The 19,063-nt window shown below is 48.8% G+C and carries 15 protein-coding genes; 1 reads left to right on the top strand and 14 read right to left on the bottom strand.

Annotation, left to right across the window (positions count from 1 at the left end; genetic code table 11):
- Positions 1-75 precede the first annotated feature (75 nt).
- The 5 genes from CHI14_RS16350 to CHI14_RS16335 form a co-directional block, all read right to left on the bottom strand.
- A complete protein-coding gene (locus CHI14_RS16350; RefSeq protein ID WP_095289571.1) occupies positions 76-1,380 on the bottom strand; it encodes an AAA family ATPase in 1,305 nt (434 codons plus the stop codon).
- Complete coding sequence (locus CHI14_RS16345; protein WP_249281145.1) at positions 1,380-2,843, bottom strand: RtcB family protein; 1,464 nt, start codon at positions 2,841-2,843, stop codon at positions 1,380-1,382. The genes CHI14_RS16350 and CHI14_RS16345 overlap by 1 nt, the downstream gene beginning before the upstream one ends.
- Positions 2,827-2,985 carry a hypothetical protein gene (locus CHI14_RS30095; protein ID WP_170948166.1) on the bottom strand — a complete coding sequence of 53 codons (159 nt, stop codon included), beginning with the start codon at positions 2,983-2,985 and terminating at the stop codon, positions 2,827-2,829. The genes CHI14_RS16345 and CHI14_RS30095 overlap by 17 nt, the downstream gene beginning before the upstream one ends.
- A 408-nt stretch (positions 2,986-3,393) precedes the next feature.
- The gene (locus CHI14_RS16340) at positions 3,394-4,212 is read right to left on the bottom strand and encodes a TerC family protein (RefSeq protein ID WP_095289570.1); all 819 of its coding nucleotides are present in this window, start codon (positions 4,210-4,212) and stop codon (positions 3,394-3,396) included.
- A gap of 295 nt (positions 4,213-4,507) precedes the next feature.
- Positions 4,508-4,822 carry a DUF3817 domain-containing protein gene (locus tag CHI14_RS16335; protein ID WP_170948165.1) on the bottom strand — a complete coding sequence of 105 codons (315 nt, stop codon included), beginning with the start codon at positions 4,820-4,822 and terminating at the stop codon, positions 4,508-4,510.
- 161 nt (positions 4,823-4,983) lie between these two features.
- Here CHI14_RS16335 and CHI14_RS16330 point away from each other — a divergent pair, with 161 nt between their 5' ends.
- Positions 4,984-6,078, top strand: coding sequence for a glycosyltransferase family 4 protein (locus CHI14_RS16330; RefSeq protein WP_095289568.1), 1,095 nt, complete (start codon positions 4,984-4,986; stop codon positions 6,076-6,078).
- A gap of 55 nt (positions 6,079-6,133) precedes the next feature.
- On the opposite strand, the gene CHI14_RS16325 is transcribed toward CHI14_RS16330, so the two are convergent.
- The 9 genes from CHI14_RS16325 to CHI14_RS16285 form a co-directional block, all read right to left on the bottom strand.
- Positions 6,134-6,496: a DNA-binding protein gene (locus CHI14_RS16325; protein WP_095289567.1), complete on the bottom strand. Its 363-nt coding sequence runs from the start codon at positions 6,494-6,496 to the stop codon at positions 6,134-6,136.
- 57 nt (positions 6,497-6,553) lie between these two features.
- Positions 6,554-7,519 carry a helix-turn-helix transcriptional regulator gene (locus CHI14_RS16320; protein ID WP_095289566.1) on the bottom strand — a complete coding sequence of 322 codons (966 nt, stop codon included), beginning with the start codon at positions 7,517-7,519 and terminating at the stop codon, positions 6,554-6,556.
- Positions 7,520-7,791: 272 nt separating this feature from the next.
- Entirely contained in the window at positions 7,792-8,310 is a 519-nt protein-coding gene (locus CHI14_RS16315) for a hypothetical protein (RefSeq protein ID WP_095289565.1), read from the bottom strand.
- A 176-nt stretch (positions 8,311-8,486) separates the two neighbouring features.
- Entirely contained in the window at positions 8,487-9,122 is a 636-nt protein-coding gene (locus tag CHI14_RS16310) for a 50S ribosomal protein L25 (protein ID WP_095289564.1), read from the bottom strand.
- Between the two features lie 285 nt (positions 9,123-9,407).
- The gene (pulA, locus tag CHI14_RS16305; protein ID WP_095289563.1) at positions 9,408-12,284 is read right to left on the bottom strand and encodes a type I pullulanase; all 2,877 of its coding nucleotides are present in this window, start codon (positions 12,282-12,284) and stop codon (positions 9,408-9,410) included.
- Between the two features lie 293 nt (positions 12,285-12,577).
- Positions 12,578-14,647 (bottom strand): type I pullulanase, encoded by a 2,070-nt coding sequence (pulA, locus tag CHI14_RS16300; protein WP_095289562.1) that lies wholly within the window; start codon positions 14,645-14,647, stop codon positions 12,578-12,580.
- A gap of 171 nt (positions 14,648-14,818) precedes the next feature.
- On the bottom strand, positions 14,819-16,330 hold the full coding sequence (locus CHI14_RS16295) for an extracellular solute-binding protein (protein WP_095289561.1): 1,512 nt from the start codon (positions 16,328-16,330) through the stop codon (positions 14,819-14,821).
- A 96-nt stretch (positions 16,331-16,426) separates the two neighbouring features.
- Complete coding sequence (locus CHI14_RS16290; protein ID WP_095289560.1) at positions 16,427-17,530, bottom strand: glycoside hydrolase family 88/105 protein; 1,104 nt, start codon at positions 17,528-17,530, stop codon at positions 16,427-16,429.
- A 23-nt stretch (positions 17,531-17,553) separates the two neighbouring features.
- Positions 17,554-19,053 (bottom strand): extracellular solute-binding protein, encoded by a 1,500-nt coding sequence (locus CHI14_RS16285; protein WP_095289559.1) that lies wholly within the window; start codon positions 19,051-19,053, stop codon positions 17,554-17,556.
- Positions 19,054-19,063: the final 10 nt, after the last annotated feature.

Below are 19,063 nucleotides of genomic sequence, written 5' to 3'. Positions count from 1 at the left end.
GAAGGTCATTGTATGTGGGAGCAGACAACCGTAGTATATCCAATTGAGATGTATAATATTTGGTGGTGTATAGTATTAATAAAAACCGGCTCGTCCTTTTCCTGGCTGAGTCAGCCAGTTATGCTTATGGCTCTTGTCCAGCTCTCCCCGCATGGACTGAATAACTTGTACAATGTCTGTCTGGCCATTCTGATGCCATTCTAGTGCAGCACTGACATATAACTCACCGAGCTGTGCAAGGGAGAATGTATCGGTGAGCCGAGCCGCTTCCTGGGTTCCTTCTTCGCCGGCAAAGACTGAAAATCCCCGCTGCTGCAAGTATTGCAGCCGCAGTGCTTCATCTGGCAGCGGAATTTCATAAGCCCGATCAAACCGTCCGGCACGGTTCATGAGACCTGGATCTATTTTCTCCGGATAATTCGTTGTACCGATCAGAAAAATACCTTCTTTGGATGTGGCTCCATCCAGTGTATTGAGAAAGAAGGAGCGCACTTCATCAGGCATCGAATCTATATCTTCAATGATCAGCACCATAGGAGCCAGACGTTTGGCTGCCTCGAATACTTCCCGAACGGACTCACTGTTGGTATACTCGGTAATTTGCCAGTATGCAGCTGGACCCGGGATGCTGCCCGCAATGGATTTGACCAAGGTTGTTTTCCCGTTGCCCGGATGACCATACAGCAGAATCCCCCGTTTATAGGGAATATCATATTCCCGGTAGAAGGAGCGATCCGCTTCGAAGAACTGATCCAGCGAGCGAAAAATATCCTGCTTAATTTGGGGCGAAAGAACCACATCGTCTCTTCCCACCGAGCGGGTGATGGATTCGACATGGCGTTCACTGCCATTGCGGGCATCGGTATACACCGTAACCTTTTTCATATTTTGCTGACGCTCCCGTTCACGCACACTGCCCAGAAACTGCTTGAGTTCTTCTTCGCCTACCGCAAATACAAAGTCCTCATTGTAAATGCCATTATCCCGGAAAAAGGGAATACGGACGAGTGCAACCCCCCATTTGGGATATGCAAACACATTGTTCCGAATGGAATAATGCACCCCATATGTAGGCACATCACCATCATCTTCATAATGCAGGGTACGGAGCTCCAGATCCTCGAAAATACGGGCAACCAGCTCCACTTCGTTACTGTCGCTCAGCAAATCCTCCTTCAGCAGCTCCCAGTATTCGTTGTTCGGATCATCACTGGCAAACAGTTCATAACGAACCCCGTACTTGCTGCTTAATGCTTCAATAATGCCCCGGATCAGGCGTGCATATGTCGCATAGCCCTGGATTCGGATCTGGTCGTCCTGTGTTTGCTCATAAGCATAGATAGCTTGGGTGTAATTTACTTTTTTATTTGGTATTATCATTATTTCGCTCCTTTCACAGCTGCAAGTGGTTTGCATTTGGCTACAACCTGAGCCAGGCCTGCACCGGTAACACTATCAATAATTTCATCGACATTTTTATATGCCTGTGGCGATTCATCTATAATCGATTCGAGTGATCGCTGATTCACCACAATTTCATCTTCTGTACCAACGCCAAGTGCAGATGCAAAATCTTCTACCGTAACCAGACGCTTGGTTGCAGTACGTGAACGAATGCGCCCTGCACCGTGACAGATCGAATAATAGTTATCTTCGCCCTGCGGCTGACCTACCATGATATACGAAGCTGTCCCCATCGATCCTGGAATAAGCGCAGGATGGCCTGTAGCCATATAAGGTTTCGGATTATCCGGGTGCCCGGCAGGCAGCGCACGCGTTGCGCCTTTGCGATGAACGAATACGCTGCCTTCTTTTGCATGAGATTCCTCCCAGGCATAGTTGTGCATCAGATCATACAATGTACGGAATTCACATTTGGGTCCAAGCACTTCCCGGAATGCCTCCCGAATAGCGTAAGCGATCAGATGCCGGTTAACCACAGCATAATTCAACGCGGAATACATCATGTTGACGTAATGACGGCCTTCGGCGTGTTCCAATGGAGCAAAAACCAGTCTCGGATCCGATGTACCAAGCCCGTTTCGCTGCATCACTTTGGCAATCGCAGACGAGCTGGTCTGGCTCACATGTCCGCCCCAGGCACGGGAACCTGAATGAATCATGACGACAATTTGACCATCAACCAATCCCCAGGCTTCCGCGATCTCACGATTTTCCTCTGCGATTTCAATAGACTGGATTTCGGCGAAATGATTACCCCCGCCCAAGGTACCCAGCTGACGGTGTGCACGGTGCCATGTCATATCCGGAACAAGATTCAGCACGTCCTCATCGTAGGCAAATTTGCTGCTTTCCACATGGGTAATGGAAGTCGACTTCTTCGGCGTATAACTGTCCGGAATATATTTTTTGGGCAAGCCGTGCAAGCCTTTGCGAACAATGTGTTCAAGTCGGATATCCGAGAAATGCCCTCGCTGACTAGCCTCCATAGGCAATACCTTTTCAATGGCCTTGACCAGCTTGCGGCGCAATTTTACATCTTTCAGATCATCCCTGTGCAGATTGGTCATATGCACCCGCATCCCGCAGCCAATATCACTGCCAACAATGGATGGAGATACGTAACCCGTCTTTGCGTCCCATACGGCCGTCGTGCCGATGCAGGTTCCTACACCTACATGAACATCAGGGGTATAACTCATATAGGAAATGCCAGGAATTTGCAGATTATTGTTAGCCATTTCAAACACTTTATAGTCCAGAGAGGAAAACAATTGTTGTGCGGCATATACCGTCAAGTCTCCCGCTGGCAACTTCACTTCATGCCGATAGCCACCAGGGAATTCGTTTTGACTCGTAAATAAATTAGGTTCTGTATTCATAAATGGTGATTTTTCCTTCCTGTTTATCATCTTTTAGTTGTTTTTCAAAATAAGGAATGTTTGTATCGCATTGGTTCATGTCCGCTTCAGTCGATACAACAAAAAAAGAAGCCATGGACGCATCCGCCCATGACTTCTTCATGACAATTACAGAGAACAGGAGGGCATGAAGATGCCATACCTCTGTTCTCCATCGCTATATAAGCCGAGATTGACATATCTATGCCTGCATAATGAACAGTGAAAAGATATGCCGATTCTCCTATGTCGCCCGTAAGAGGCCAAAGAGACGATGAGCTGGATATGCAGTTGTATCTATGCGACTTGGTATCTGTGTCAATCGAATATCATAACCAACCATCATGTCTTTCGGCCTCCCTTCGTAAATGATAAGTCTTATATTAATAGGACTCGTTTCGATATGTCAACCCTTTTCTTGGAAAATAAACCCTTTGGCATGGATATGCATATACTAAAAAATCAGGGGTCTGTATCCATACAGCCCCTGATTTTTACGACAACATATGGTGTTTGTGTTAAGCTTACATGCTTAGTTTCCTGCTTGTTTTTCCAACTCTTCAATCGGATTTTCATCCTCTTTGGCTGGTACTTTGGACGACAGGAACCAACCGCATACCGCAATGGTAATCAATACGATATAGAATCCGAATTTCCAAATTTTATTTTCCGGGAAATGTTCATCCAGAACACCAAGCGAAGGATGCGCCAGCGTAATGACTGCCAGCTTAACCCCTACCCAACCTACGATAACGAAGGCTGCCACTTCAAGGCCCGGACGGGAATGAAGCAATTTAACGAAGAAGGAAGCTGCAAAACGCATAATGACGAGACCAATAAATCCGCCCAGGAAGATGACGATAAACTGTCCACCATCCAACCCGCCAATTGGAGGCAATCCACTTGGTGGCAGCGCCACAGCCAGTGCTACGGCTGCAAGAATGGAGTCGACCGCAAAAGCGATATCCGCTACCTCGACCTTGAAAACGGTCATCCAGAAACCGGATTGTTTCTTGGCTTTCTTCGGTGCATCATCGGCTGCTTCATCTGTCTTGTTGCGGCTGCCCATAACTTTCTTGGCAATGTGGTTAATCGAGATGTAGAGAAGATACAGTGCTCCGATCGCCTGAACCTGCCACACATCCACGAGGAACGAGATCAGGAACAAGGAACCTAACCTGAAGATGAAGGCTCCGAGCAAACCGTAGAATAGCGCCTTTTTACGTTTCTCATCCGGTAAATGCTTAACCATAATCGCAAGCACCAAAGCATTATCTGCTGCCAGCAATCCTTCCAGGACTACTAGGACGATTAGCACCCATCCATACTCCAATAATAATGACAAATCCAAATTTGACTCCTCCTTAGTATCCTTATGATGTACAAAAAAAAGGACCTTTACCATCGCTGGTAAAGATCCTTTTTTATCCATAAAAAGAGACCTTTACCCAGCATGAAAACTTGGTAAAGGTCTCGCTAACAACAAATTGCTGCCAATAAAGCCGGGGATGTGATCCCGAACTGACGACTTTACTGTGAAAGCTACTCCCCTTTAACATCAGGAATATGCAGTTTTAGTTGGTGCATTTCTTACAGTTCAAATAACCTGTTCTCATCATATTCACAACACAACACAAAGTCAAGCTTTATTTAACCGTACCTTGACCCTGATCCATTTTGCGAAAAACAAAAAAGTCATAAACGAAATTGCCCAGAGGGATAAACGATATGAAAAATAAGGCGATCGGACGGCGTAAACGCCACTTTTGCGTCGTATACAGACTAACCATAAACAACATATACATCAAAAACAGAAAACCGTACAAATTGCCAAACCATGTGACTGATTGAGGCAAAATCCCTGCATTTTTCAAGGGGAATGCCACAAAAAGCAATAATACATATGAAAGTCCCTGCAGCCACAGCAGTAATCGGAAGCGGCCCAGTGTTGAATGTAACATCATGTTCCTCCTGTTTCTATCCACGTAACGAGTAATTTGCAACCTGTTCATTATATCACAAATACCTATTTCTTCGGTACTGCCGAGGCGCAAAATGCTTCGTAAAAGCATAAGATGTGACGAAGATTCGATACGCGCATGGGACAAGGAGGAGCCGCCCAATGAAAATAGCGATGGTCGCACCGGAGAAACTACCTGTGCCTGGAAACGGTTCAGTTGAAATAAGCATTCTGGGTATCGCTCGCGAACTTGCACTGCGTCATGAAGTGACCATTATTAGCCGCGAAATGCCTGGTCTTCCAGCCAAAGAGCAGCTTGAGGGCATTACGATCCGCCGTGTTCCATCCAGCAGTCCTGATCGATATATTCAGGCCGTCATTCGGCTCTTAAAGGAAAATTCGTTTGATCTGATCCAGGTGGATAACAGGCCACGCTGCTTGGCCCGAATCAAACGGAGCCTGCCTGACACCCCTGCAATCCTGTTCCTTCACTCCCTGACCTTCGCTCAGCCTGGACCGGCAAGATTAACGTTGTTACGACAAGCCGACTGCATCGCCGTCAACAGTTTGTCGCTGAGAGAAAGATTAGGACGCAGGTTCCCTTCGGTGAAACATCTGATGAATGTTATCCCTCTGGGCGCCGATCTGACCCGCTTCGTTCCAGCGCTAAGTGATGGAACTAACTTCATGCCGTCAGAGCGTTCACAACCCTTTTCTGTGCTGTATGTCGGCAGACTGATTCCAGGCAAAGGTGTGGACATTCTGATTCGCGCAGTAGCACTTGTGCAGCAGAAGGTTGATGTACAGCTCATTATTGCAGGCAAGGGACCGCAGGTCTATGTGCGCAAGCTGCGTCTGCTAGCCCGAAAACTCGGGATACGATCATCTTTTCTCGGACAGATTGCCCATGAACAGATACACCACTTGTACCGGGCCGCTGATTGCCTGGTCTGCCCTTCTCAAATGCACGAAGCCTTCGGGTTAGTTAACGTTGAAGCCATGGCTTCCGGTCTGCCTGTGATCGCTTCAGACAATGGTGGCATTCGTGAAATTATTGAATCAGGCAGCAGCGGTTATCTGGTTTCTCCATATGACAAACCTCAGCCATTTGCTGCTTGTCTTCAGAAGCTTGCCCGGGATCCGAAGCTAGCCGAATCTCTTGGCAAGGCTGGGCGGGCAATAGCCGTGAATCAGTTTGGCTGGTCCCGAACGGCCATGCATCTCGAAGCAGCTTATACAAGACTTATCCGCCAATGAACATACATTGGACAGAAGTCATAACCAAGCTGCCCCAATTGCTGCGAGGGACTGGTTATGCTTTTTCCCGTGACTGCCAGCTTGTGATCCATGACTCCATTTGGGGGATGGGGACATGTACCATTTCAATGAGCTCAACAATAATCATATCTTTCATGGCAAAACGGACCTTCGCACAGGTCTGCTGGTTAAAGACATCATAAAATCCAGAGCCTGCCCAGCACCCGTGAGGAACAAAGACTGGGTCGTTCACGATATATCCCACGGTACCTATTGGTGGAATAACAACCTTGATCGCCTGATGATCTGTACGATTATTGGGATCTTTAACCAAAAATACGGTATCATCTACATTTAATGCCTGGATACCATGATAATGCTCCATTCGATCCATGGCTGCAAATAATTTACTGTTCATAACATGTTCTTCTCCTTTTCCTTCATTCCAAGTTTCAAGTTAAAATAATCAATCAAATTATTCATCTTCCTCATAGTGCTTCAACCAATGAGTCAGTTGTTTGCGAATCTCTGTTCGAAATTCTCGGGGCTCAAGAACCTCCGCTTGAGGGCCAAATTGATATAACCACATCAGAAACTCACGACTGCTGTTTAGTGTGACTTCGAATAACAATCCGCCATCGGGCAGATCCGTCATACGTGGACGAACAAACATTTCTTCTTCTTTTATGTAGGGTGCCATTTTTTCAGTAAATCTCACCTTGAAATGAATATGTTCGTCCCCTCGATCAACAGACCACGTATTTTTCATATACTGCGCTATGTTGAAATCCGCTTTGTCAAAGTGGGTACCTGTCTGATTCACGTCCAGAAATCGGCTCATGCGAAACAATCGCACCTTTTGCACCAGATGGCAATACCCGACGAGATAAAAGCGCTGATCGCGTGGAATTAGATAATAGGGATCAATGTCACGGACCGTAATATCATTGTTGGTCAGTGTTCGATACCGGGTACGTATGGTTTCCTGATTAAGAATAGCTTCAATAATCGGGATAAGCAGATTGGGGTCTTTTCCTTCCTCCCGGTATGCAGGCGTTCCCATGCGTATGATACCTGCAATGTTCTCCACGATATCACTGTTTCTTGATTTTAGCTTGGTATGGACCGACATCACTTTGTCAAAAGCCGCATCGAATTCAGCCGGCAATTGGGAAGTATCCAGGACAGACGGAAGCATGGAGAAGACCATAGCCTCCTGCTCCGTGAAATCGAGTGGATACAAGGCGAAATTCCCAATAAACCGATAACCCTTGCCGTAGCCTTCGTTCATGATAGGGGCAACCCTGTCCAAAATCCGGAGATCGCGATAGATCGTGCGTACAGTTGTATCACATTTCGCAGCCAACTCCTTGGCTGAGATTCCGGGATACGCTTGTATAGCCTGAAGTATACGCAGCAGACGAATTAATTTCTCTGTCATGTAGTTTCTCCCCTTCGATATTTTATCGGCAAGGAAAACTAGTTCCTTTAGTACATCTATAAATCTTTAGTCCCATTCATTATTTCGCAAATTCACTAATTATGTATAGTTCAATTGCACTTTTTCTCCTTTATTAATATACAATTTATGACTTTATTGCGTAAAATATTAGATACAAGCCCTTATACCTAAGCCTGTAAGCCTATTTATCTTTTCTAATAAAATGACAAAAAAGCCCCGTCTCGTGGGAAGAGACAGGGCTTTACGGATGATTAATTATGCAGCTGGACTAATTCTTTCAACACGTTCACCAAATGTTCACATAATTCCGGGATATCTCCCATCTGGTCTTCATTCACATTTCGATCAAAATACACATGACTTGAAACGTTATACCTGATAGGTTCCTCTCCATACACAAAATGAATGTCTTGTACGATGCGCTGATCTGGCCAGCTCACTTGTATGATGGAGCGAATTGCGGGACATAGCCTGTCTGGCTCAGGAGTCTCCTGGCTAAATCGAAGTTCAAGCCGACATCCCGGCTGGCTGCCGGGTGACTCCAATATTTCGGCCGCTAGTGCTTCTAGAGAGCTTCGGAGTATAATCTCCCCTTTGACCTCAGAATGCTCCCTTAGAACGAACTGCAGCACGAACTCTCTGGACATACTCGCCATCTCCAGGCTGTCTTTCCGGTCGGATATGTGAATGATCTCATCGAGATTGTCGAGATCATATAGATAGTTCTCAAAACCGACCTTGAGATTGTCGTACACGGTTGGATCAAACATGAACTTGCCTACTTTCCTAAGAACTTATACTGACCTGTTTGCGAATATGACCTTGATCCGCTTCGGATCGGTGTATCACTTGTATCTATTATAACCATCTCTACGATTGAAAAAAGCCCGGTCATAATGACCGGGCTTCGTCTGGGGTAGGGGAGCTGAACTCCCACGCCCCTATTTTATTCGTCTGCTGCCTTCTCTTCCTCTGCAGCCACAGGTTCTGCCTCATCAGCAGAAGCTGTTGGCTCTTCCTCAGCCGCTTGTGGTGGCATAACGGATGCGATAATGGAATCGGGTGACGTAATAAGTGTCAAACCCTTATCCAGTTTAATATCTTCAGCTGTCAGACGATCACCAATGTCCAGCCCGCTGACATCCACCTCAATGGAAGTCGGCAGGTCGGCTGGAAGTCCTTCGACTTCCAATTCGGTTTCCTGCGTCTGGAACACACCACCAGCTTTGGAGCCGGCAGCCGTACCTTGGAAATCGATCGGCACACTTACGCTGATCGGTTTATTTTTGGATATTTGCAAGAAGTCCACGTGCAGCAGACGTCCATTGCGCTCCTGCTGATCCTTAATCAGCACAGGAACGGTTTTGCCACCCTCCAGATTGAGGTTGAACATCTCGGAACGACCTGTACGAGCGACCTTGAGCATCTCTTTTTCATCCACATGTATGGAGGCCCCTTCAAATTCAGGACCATAAACGACAGCCGGAACACGTCCGCCTTGTCTTAACAGGCGCAATGCCGCACCTTTCTTTTCAGTTCGTGGAGTTGCAGTAAGTTGAGCCATTTTTCCGTTGGATTTCATGATTGAACATCCTCCTTCAAGGGATCCCTACTTTGTATTGGTGTTGGGAAGCATTCGGCTTCTCTCATAGACCAAATGGGTCTTCTTTTTCTGTGGCCAAATCACGCGCCATATCTATATATACCCCAATGAACTTGTTTCTCAAACATTGGCTTGTACAATTCATCCGCTTTTCACATCAAAATCCAAGCCTTGCGTACCAAAAAAAGACAGCCGGAAATACCCTCCGACTGCCTGCTGCTTCTAGGTTTATCTACAGCTACTATACGGACCTAACAAGAGGATTCAGGCACTGGTACGGCTATCCTCTTCATCACTCTCGCGTATAACCTGCATTTGGTCCGTACCGCTCTGCACAACAATCTGCACATCCCCGTCTTCTGGCACAATATCTACATATCGGTCTCCACAGGTATCCTTGGCCTGCCACTCATTCAGCCGAATAATCAGCCCCAGATGGTGCAGGCCTGGAGCTACACGAATACGGGCCTCTGCGGCATTGCCCACTCGTTCAAGGGGTACCGCTCCATCTGCCATTCCTGTGCCCCATACCCAAACATCCCATCCCTCGTACTGTTGATCCTCCCGTTCATAACGAAGCGTAACCAGACGTGAGACATGCTTGTGGACTTTGATTGTCGCCGTAGACTGTATGCTGCCAGCCATGGCTGTAATTTGCGCTGTCCCTGGGGATAAGGCACGAACGATTCCAGCCGTACTGACCGTTGCAATATCCGAATTCGAGGAATGCCAGCGTATGGCGGTCCCTTGAAGCGGCTGCCCAAATTGATCCAGCACCAATGCACGGAAGCGACTGATTCGTGTCGTATACAGAACCGTTTCACCGACAAGCTCAATTCGTTCGGCATGACGATGATCCACCTGCAAGAGGCTTGTAGCAGAGATATGACCACATTGAACCGTTATCGCTGCTTCACCTGTCTCTTTCGCATGGATCGTTCCATCCGGATCGATCTGAATCCGCTGCGGCTCCGAAGAACGCCACAGGACTTCGCAATTCTCTACTACATTACCGAGACGGTCACGCACAATCGCCCGCAGCCCTGCTGTTTCACCTGGGCTATACACCTGCCGTGGAGCATTAATCTCAATTGTAGCCGGTTCTGTTCCGCCCACATGTTCAAAATCATACAGTACCATTAACGACCAGCGCTCTATAGGAGCAATGCCGCTAACCGTTCCAATCGAGTCAGTACCTGCCTGATGATCGTTAACGACCACATGCCAGTCACCCTCCGGCAAATGAATCTGCTGCCGGTACGCTGTCGCATTATAGGCCACGATAATTCGATTCCAGGTGTCCTGATTGGCCCCATCCTGCAGCATGAATATGACGACATTACCATCAGCACGTAGAATGCGAAGGTGATTCCGGATCTGATCTGCGCTGATCATGCGAAAGGCAGGATGAGTACGGCGCAGATGTATTAAGCCCCGGTAATAGTCAAAGACAGGTCTGAAACGGGATTTGTTCGCCCACTGAATGGCGTTAACCGCATCTCCGCTGCGGTAGCTGTTGTGATCTCCCGCTTTTGATCTCAGGAGCTCATCCCCTGCATGCAGAAAAGGTATCCCCTGAGAGGTTAGCAATACTCCGGAGGCTAGCAGCGAGCGGCGAACCATCTCATGGTTAAGCACATCAACAGCATCCACATACCGATAGGGATCTGCTGCCTTTACCGCCGATTCTGCACTCCCTCCCTCCACCGGTTGCCCGTCTCTCCATGCCGGGAAACCCAATTCATGTCTGAGATTCATCGTGGTTGCGATTTTGTCCCACAGGTTCAGGTTGTCATGGGCCGTGACATAATTGACCGTCTCCACAGGTGAGGATGTAAAGTCATCGATAGCTCCGGAAATTCCCTTAAGCAGCTCATGCTCCAGGCCATCTGCTCCGGTTACATACCCTTTCCCGCTGCCATCGCTGTCCCCTTTGATCGCACTGCGGAAATGATCATTGAATACGGCAAATCCCTGACCCCTCTGGGTACCTTTCAGGGTTTTGCGATCCAGTGGTGAGTCTCCGCCTGTCCACGGCTCCCCATAAATTAGCATGGCAGGATCAATCTGCTCACGCAGCTCACGGGTCAATTCGTTCATTGTATCGGTGTCAATCAGGCCCATGAGATCGAAACGGAAACCATCCACATGATATTCCTCAGCCCAGTACAAAAGAGAGTCTATAATATATTTTCGCACCATTGGGCGCTCTGTAGCCAGTTCATTGCCTACACCCGATCCATTACTCAGTGTGCCGTCTGTCCGATAGCGGTAAAAATAACCGGGTACAATTCGTTCAAATGGACCTTCGTCCACACCATACGTATGATTGTAGACCACATCAAGCACAACACGTATACCCTGGCGATGCAGAGACTGCACCAAGGCTTTGAATTCACGAATTCGCACGACCGGATCCCGCGGATCCGTAGCATAGGAGCCTTCCGGGACGTTATAGTGCTGTGGATCATAACCCCAATTATAGGGTGCTCTGAACGTTGTGCCTTCTTCAGCGGATTCCAGTTCATTTACCGTCTGGTAATCCGCCACAGGCAGAAGATGCACATGGGTAACCCCGAGTTCGGCAAGATGATCCACCCCGATACGATGACCTGCCCTGTCGGTCAGTCCGGAAGCCGTGAAGGCCAGAAATTTCCCTTTATACGGAATGTCGGCATGGGGATCGGAGGAGAAATCACGCACATGCAATTCATAAATGACGGCGTCCACCGGCCGCTGAAAAACAGGCTTCACGTCCAGCTCCCAATCCGGTGGATGCGTTGTATCGAGATCAATAATGGCCGTCCGCTGACCATTGGGCGACACGGCGCGGGCATAAGGATCTACCACGACTTCTATGCGTTGATCATCGTGAGTAATGCGATACATGTAATAAAATCCGGCCCAATCGCCTGCCAGCTTCACGCTCCATATACCGTCTTCATCACGAGTCATGTCACTTGCCTGCCCGCCCTCATGTTCTGTTACCCATCCTCTTGCATTGTAGCTGCCCTCATTTTCAAAAACCAATATAGAAACCTGCTGAGCCGTTGGGGCCCACAGCTTGAAAGTACTGGAAGCACGAGTATATGTTAAGCCAAGATCGTTGCCTTCGTAACGAAAAGATGTCCATTCCGGCATCGTTCCCACCGCCTTTATATCCATTGATTTCGTGTTGTCCCGATGGTACGGAGTGGGACGTCATTTGTCAACCCGGGGTTGTCTGTACTCAACATATCGGTTGAACAGAGGCTTTCATGAAGTCACTCGCTGGATTTTGGTCAAACCCTTGCAGCAATCGCTTTCAAAATACAGCATATGTAAACAAGCGCCGCAGATTGACAGCATTTGTACCTGTCTGATCAAAAAAACAAAAAATAAAGCACCCTTCTCTTCGCAGCGAAGAAGGGTGCTTTACTACCATAAGAAAAAATTTAATTATTGGCATACATGACCATCAGGGATATCGCCGGTACGCTGACCTGCCCATCGTTGACGGTGCGCAGTGGTTCAAGACCTGCTTGTCCCTGCTCTACAACAATATTCCACATTCCGGAAGGAATAGGGAGGGTTCGGCTTTCCTTTGCCGCGTTGTAGATCACAATAATCCGATCCCAGGAATCCCCGGCAGCCGTGCCTGATAGCTCATAGGCAAGCAGGCTTTTATCTTTTTTTAACAGAGATACATGTTGATTAATGTCCTCCCGGGTTCTCAACCGGAAGGCAGCATGTTCACGGCGAAGACGAATCAGTCCGCGGTAGTAATCGAATACCGGCTTGAACCGCTGCTTTTGTTCCCAACGAATCGCATTGACGGCATCACCACTCTCGTGACTGTTGGCATCGCCATATTTACTGCGCAAAAACTCATCCCCCGCCGCAAGCAGCGGAATCCCTTGGGATGTCAGCACAATGCCATTCGCAAGCAAGCAGCGCCGAACCGTTTCATTCTCCAGCACATGATTCGGATCAATCTGCATATACGGATTCGCATGCTGTACTGCCTGCTCTACACTGTCATATCCACGAATGTGTCCCTCATCATCATAGGAGATAAACCCAAGCTGTTCTTCCAGTTCTTGTGTATGCACAACCTTGTCCCACAGATTCAGATTATCGTGAACTGTTACGTAATTCACCGTCTCGGATGGACTGGCCGTAAAATCGGTAATCGCTCCCCTTACACCCGTCCAGATATCCTCTTCCTTTCCCTCCGTACCTGTCGCGAATCCTTTCTCTGCTCCATCACTGTCCCCTTTGATCGCTCCACGATAATTATCGTTGAATACAGCTATTCCGTCTCTTTTCTGATCTCCCTTGAGGGTCATTCGCTCTCCTAGTGGGGAGTCCGAGGCCGCCCATGGCTCACCGTACAATAGGATGGATGGAGAAACATGTTCATGCAGTTCCGCAGCCAGTTCCCGCATGGTTGTCGTATCAATCAACCCCATCAGGTCAAACCGAAACCCATCAATATGGTATTCCTCTGCCCAGTAACGCACCGATTCCAGGATAAACTTGCGTACCATCGGACGTTCTGTGGCTACCTCATTCCCAGTCCCTGAACCGTTGCTGTATGTGCCATCCGCATTCTGACGATAGTAATACCCCGGGACCAGCTTCTCAAACGAACTGTCGGTTGTATTAAACGTGTGGTTATACACCACATCCATAATTACTCCGATACCTCTCTGATGAAGGGCTAGCACCAGAGCCTTGAGCTCACGGATGCGTGTACCAGGCTCATCTGCACGAGTGGCATAAGAGCCTTCGGGAACGTTATAATGCAGCGGATCATACCCCCAATTATAGCTGGAATCCTCGGAATCACCGTAAGCACGATCTCCAGCCTTGGATTCATCCACGGTGGCAAAATCAAACACGGGCAGCAGGTGCACATGGGTAATCCCAAGCTCGGCCAAATGATCAATCCCCAGTGTATTGCCCTCGGAATCGCGCAGTCCTGTTTCCGTAAAAGCCAAATACTTGCCTTTGTTCACCATGCCTGATGATGGGTGAATTGAAAAATCGCGCACATGCAGCTCGTACAATACGGCATCCACCGGACTCTTCAGCTCTGGACGAACATCCTGACTCCATCCTTGGGGATCGGTCTCTTCCAGCCTGATAATAACTCCCATTTCACCATTCATGGTAACTGCCCTTGCATAGGGGTCCACTGCTGTCTCCTGTCGTCCACCCTTGAAGGTGGCACGGTACATATACCTACAACCATTCCATTCTCCATCCAGCTTCAAAAACCAGATGCCCTGCTGCTGTCTTTCCATTAGGAATTCCTTTGGCTCGGCACGTTGTTCCCCGGTTCCTCCCTGTCCTCCTGGAAGCTCGGCGGTGAATGCCGGGTAGAGCAGCACTTCCATTTGAACGGCATCTGGCGCCCATACTTTGAATTGGCAGAATTGGGCGCCAATCGTTACCCCCAAATCTTTTCCCTCGTATGTATCATTTGCAGCTAAGTCTTGCTTGTCATGTTCTTCAATCATGATGTCTTTCCCCTCTCGCTTGAGTATAGATGGATGTGAAAAAGAATGCTCCTTTCTTTTATACCCGTTCCGCTGCCCAACCATAATCCTGTGATAGAAAAAGAAGCCATGCTTCACGTCCATTCACGTAAAACACAGCTTCTTCGGGCAAACGCATACTCTGCGCTTTCTTTATTTCCCGTTCAGTTCGGCGTAGGATGCCTCCAGTTCAGAGATCAGCTGGTCTCCCCCGGCTTTTCGCCAGTTAGTCACTTCCTGCTCCCAGCCTGCATCATCAATCTTGCCCATAATATACTTCGTCTGTGCATCCCAGATCATCTGATCCAGTTCCTGACCCCGCTCGGTGTAGATGGCCGATGACAGTGTCAGCGCAGGATTCGGAATGGCGTACTGCTCATTCTCCCGAGCCATCTTGGTGCCCTTCATGCCAATCGGAACATCAACCAATTCAGCCACGTTGTATCCCTCAACACTTAACAAATTGTCACGGTACGGCTTCACTTCGCGTTGATAAGCGTCAAAGTCCTTGAGTTCGGTTTTACCGTCCGCAGTCTTGGTGTAGTGCACATCGAGCAGCCCGCGCAGCTGCAGCGTACTCAGCTCCTCATCCATCAGCTGATCGAGGAAGGTGAGCACTTTTTTCAATTGCTCCTCATCCGGGACGGCAGCCTTCGGGATTACCAGCATGCCATAGTTCCCCGGCTCTCCGGCGATGCGTATACCATCTGTTCCCTGGAACGGAGCTACATCGATCACCCCATCCGGGGCATTAGGTGTAAGCCGCTGCTGGGATGACTTGCCGTTCTGGGCCACGCCGTTCAGCTTCATGCCAATTAGGCCAGAGTCCATTTTTTTATCCGCATCCGAAGGATCAAGTGCAGGGAAATCACTGTTGATGAGCCCTTCACTGAACAGTCGCTTGAACAGCTTCATGGTGTCCACATATTCAGTGGTCAGGAATTCCGGAGTCAGTTTGCCCGCATCATCCACTCCCCACTTGTTCACACCCCCTATACTCACGGCAATCCGGGTCAGCGGAGAAGACACGCCTTCGTTATATTTCTTGAAGAGCAGCGCACCATACGTATCTTCCTTGCCATTCCCGTCGGGATCATCCTTGCGCATGGAACGCATCACCTCATACCAGTCATCCAGCGTCTTCGGCACATCCAGCTTCAACTTGTCAAACCAATCCTTGCGGTATACAATGGCCGTTCGTCCGATATCGCGGAAGTTCGGAATGCCGTAAATTTTGCCTTCAATCTTGATATTGTTAAAATAGGCCTCGGATTGGGCAGACAGATTTTTATAATCCTTCAGGTAGGGCCCCAGCTCCCAGAACAGTCCCGTTTTGGCTGCATTGAACGTGGTCGGTACGTAATTCACGCGCATAATGGTCGGCATCTCCCCGGAAGCAACCATGACGTTCACCTTGTCATCAAAAGCAGACTGCGGAATCCACTGAACATTGACATCCGTATTCGTATACTCCTCAATCTTTTGCTCCACTCCATTTTCCTTCGCGGGCACATCCCCTACCTGCATCAAAGAGATGGAAATGGGAAACTTGCCTTCCCCGGCGGCTGGAGCCTTTTCTCCTCCACAACCTGCAAGCAGTCCGGCGGACATTGCACCAATGACAACCAATCCACCTATACGGGACACCCGACCTTTTGGACTCATGAACCATCTCTCCCTTTTATATTATCGTCACTACCAGCATTAAGCTCGCCTGAATGAATGCGCTATCATAATTCTGTCTGAAGAAAAGAACCAGCGTTAAGCCAGTTCCATCTCCACACCTGCCAGAATAAACGGGGCAACGGATTTCGGATCATTGATTCGGATCGACTCGGTTACATAATATTCGTACGACCCGTCACGATACGGACTTCCCCCAAGGCCTGCACCGCCATTGCACTGGGTCAGCGACAGTACACCTTCACGATCCGTTTGCAGCAAGTGCTGCAGCAACCCCTGATATCCTTTAGCCGCTGTCTCCTTGAACTTGCCGCTCAGGTAACCTTTGCGTACACCTTTGGCCAGCGCGTATACAAACATCGATGTACCCGACGCTTCCAGATAATTGCGCTCACGTCCCGGCTGATCCAGCAGATGAGGCCACAGCCCCGTCTGTTGATCCTGTACATGCACAAGTGCGTTTGCCACGCGTTCAAAAATGCCGACAATCTGGCCGCGCTGTTCATGATCTACAGGCAGATGATCCAGTGTATCCACCACGGCCATCACGTACCAACCCATGGCCCGGCTCCAGACATGGGGAGAACAGCCGGTTTCGCCCGAACTCCAGCGCTGCTCCCTGCTCTCATCCCAGCCATGATACAGCAAACCGCTGCGCGGATCACGGGTATGCTTCTCCACCAGCAGCAGCTGCAGAGCCGCCCGGTCAAACCACTTTTCTTCGCCCGTTACTGCCCCATACTGCGTGAGAAACGGAGTTGCCATATACAACCCATCCAGCCACATCTGAAAAGGATAGATCTTCTTATGCCAGAAACCGCCTTCACTCGTGCGTGGCTGCCCTTTGAGCTGAACCATGAGCAGGTCTGCTGCCTTGCGGTATTTCGCTTCACCTGTTTTTTCCATCAAGAAGAATAAGGATTTCCCCTGATTAATCTGGTCCAGGTTGTACTCCTCAACGGTATACGAGCGGATCGTGCCATCCTCCTGAATAAAGTGATCCATCAGCTCCCGGATGTAGTCGTAATACTTGGCTTCCCCCGTACGATAATACAGCTCTTCCAGTGCCTTCAGCAGGCAGCCGTTCTCATAATGCCAGGTGGGATACAGCTGATGATTGCGGTAACTTTCCATGAACTGATCGGCCATTCGTACCGGTGTGAACTGCAAGGTTTCCTTCATCGATACCCTCCGCATCCGCTCGCTTATTGAGCCTGTTTTTTGTAATCTTCTGCGTATTCCTCGCGAATCTTGGTTCCGCCTGCATTAGCCCAGTTTTCAATTTCCTGTTTCCAGCCATTTTCATCAATCTTGCCCATGATGTATTTGGTTTGCGCATCGGCAATCATCTGATCCAGATCAGCCCCGCGATCACCATAGGTCGGCGAGTATAACGTAAGCGCAGGATTCGGAACGGCATGTTCGGCCAGCTCTTTGGCAAGCTCCGTTCCTTTTACCCCCAGTTCGGTATCCTTCAATTTCGGCACATTATAACCTTCGACGTATGGCAGATTGTCACGATATGGCTTCACCTCACGCTGGAACGCATCGAAGTCGCTCATTTCCACTTCATCCTCGCCTACTTTGGTATAATGTTTGTCTTCTATTCCGCGCATGAGCAGTGTTGCCATCTCCGGTTCCATCAACTTATCCAAAAAGCTCAGCAGGCTTTTCAGCTCCTCTTCGGATTTCACGGTCGCTTTAGGAAAGGCCAATATGCCGGAATTGCCTGTCTGGCCCGCAACACGGTCGCCGTTCGCTCCAAGCAAACCTGCAATATCCACAACCCCATCCGGGTCATTCTTGGAGAGACGCTCCTGCTGACTCTTACCGTTCTGTGCTACGCCGACACGCATGCCGACAACGCCGGAGTCGTACTTTTTCTCCGCTTCCGTGGAATCAAACACAGCAAAGTCCTGATTCAGCAGCTTCTCATCATACAACCGTTTCAGCAGATCCAGCACCTGCATGTATTCCGGCGTCATGAACTCCGGTGTGAAGCTGCCGTCATCCTCAACCTTCCACTTGTTCGGTGCACCGAAGCTTACGCCTAGACGCGTTGTGAAGGAGTATTGATCTTCGTTGTATTTTTTGAACAGCATCAGACCGAACGTGTTATCCTGCCCGTCTCCATCCGGATCGGAAGTCGCCAGGGTTTTGATCGTTTCATACCATTCATCCGGCGTGGTCGGTACCTTGAGATTCAGCTTATCGAACCAGTCTTTGCGGTAAATGACCGTCGCCCGTGCAATATCAGAGAACACCGGGACGCCATAGATTTTCCCGTCTACCTTGATGTTGTTGAAGAAGCGCTCGTTCTGGGCGGACAGATTTTTATAATCCTTGAGCAGGGGACCGATCTCCCAAAACACATCATTGCGCATGGCACTTGTGACTGTCGGGTTGTACTGCACTTTGACGATCTTCGGCATATCACTGGAAGCGATCATGACATTAATTTTGTCATTGTACGCCGAAGCGGGAATCCACTGGATATCCAGCTTGGTATTGGTAAAGGCTTCGATTTTTTGCTGAACCTCATTCCCTTTACTAGGCACATCCCCTACCTGTGCAATCGCGATGGAGATGTTCTGTACGCCGCCCTCTGCAGCCTGACCCTCGTCTGATCCGCATCCAGCCAGCAATCCCGTTACCAGTGCAAGTGTGCTCAGGACAGCCAGAGCTTTCTTTTTTGTTCCTCTCATCAAATGAAAA

The sequence above is a fragment of the Paenibacillus sp. 7516 genome, assembly GCF_002272715.1.
In the GTDB taxonomy this organism is placed as follows: Bacteria; Bacillota; Bacilli; order Paenibacillales; family Paenibacillaceae; genus Paenibacillus; species Paenibacillus illinoisensis_A.
Note: the sequence above shows the minus strand (reverse complement) of the source record. Positions and strands in the feature narration are given on the sequence as shown.

Bases quoted from the DNA above. Each gene is read 5' to 3' on its own strand.
- pulA (WP_095289562.1), bottom strand. From the start codon at position 14,647: ATGATTGAAGAACATGACAAGCAAGACTTAGCTGCAAATGATACATAC.
- CHI14_RS16325 (WP_095289567.1), bottom strand. From the start codon at position 6,496: ATGAACAGTAAATTATTTGCAGCCATGGATCGAATGGAGCATTATCAT.
- CHI14_RS16335 (WP_170948165.1), bottom strand. From the start codon at position 4,822: ATGTTACATTCAACACTGGGCCGCTTCCGATTACTGCTGTGGCTGCAG.
- CHI14_RS16320 (WP_095289566.1), bottom strand. From the start codon at position 7,519: ATGACAGAGAAATTAATTCGTCTGCTGCGTATACTTCAGGCTATACAA.
- CHI14_RS16285 (WP_095289559.1), bottom strand. From the start codon at position 19,053: ATGAGAGGAACAAAAAAGAAAGCTCTGGCTGTCCTGAGCACACTTGCA.
- CHI14_RS16290 (WP_095289560.1), bottom strand. From the start codon at position 17,530: ATGAAGGAAACCTTGCAGTTCACACCGGTACGAATGGCCGATCAGTTC.
- CHI14_RS16315 (WP_095289565.1), bottom strand. From the start codon at position 8,310: ATGTTTGATCCAACCGTGTACGACAATCTCAAGGTCGGTTTTGAGAAC.
- CHI14_RS16350 (WP_095289571.1), bottom strand. From the start codon at position 1,380: ATGATAATACCAAATAAAAAAGTAAATTACACCCAAGCTATCTATGCT.
- CHI14_RS30095 (WP_170948166.1), bottom strand. From the start codon at position 2,985: ATGAAGAAGTCATGGGCGGATGCGTCCATGGCTTCTTTTTTTGTTGTA.
- CHI14_RS16295 (WP_095289561.1), bottom strand. From the start codon at position 16,330: ATGAGTCCAAAAGGTCGGGTGTCCCGTATAGGTGGATTGGTTGTCATT.
- CHI14_RS16330 (WP_095289568.1), top strand. From the start codon at position 4,984: ATGAAAATAGCGATGGTCGCACCGGAGAAACTACCTGTGCCTGGAAAC.
- CHI14_RS16310 (WP_095289564.1), bottom strand. From the start codon at position 9,122: ATGAAATCCAACGGAAAAATGGCTCAACTTACTGCAACTCCACGAACT.
- CHI14_RS16345 (WP_249281145.1), bottom strand. From the start codon at position 2,843: ATGAATACAGAACCTAATTTATTTACGAGTCAAAACGAATTCCCTGGT.
- pulA (WP_095289563.1), bottom strand. From the start codon at position 12,284: ATGCCGGAATGGACATCTTTTCGTTACGAAGGCAACGATCTTGGCTTA.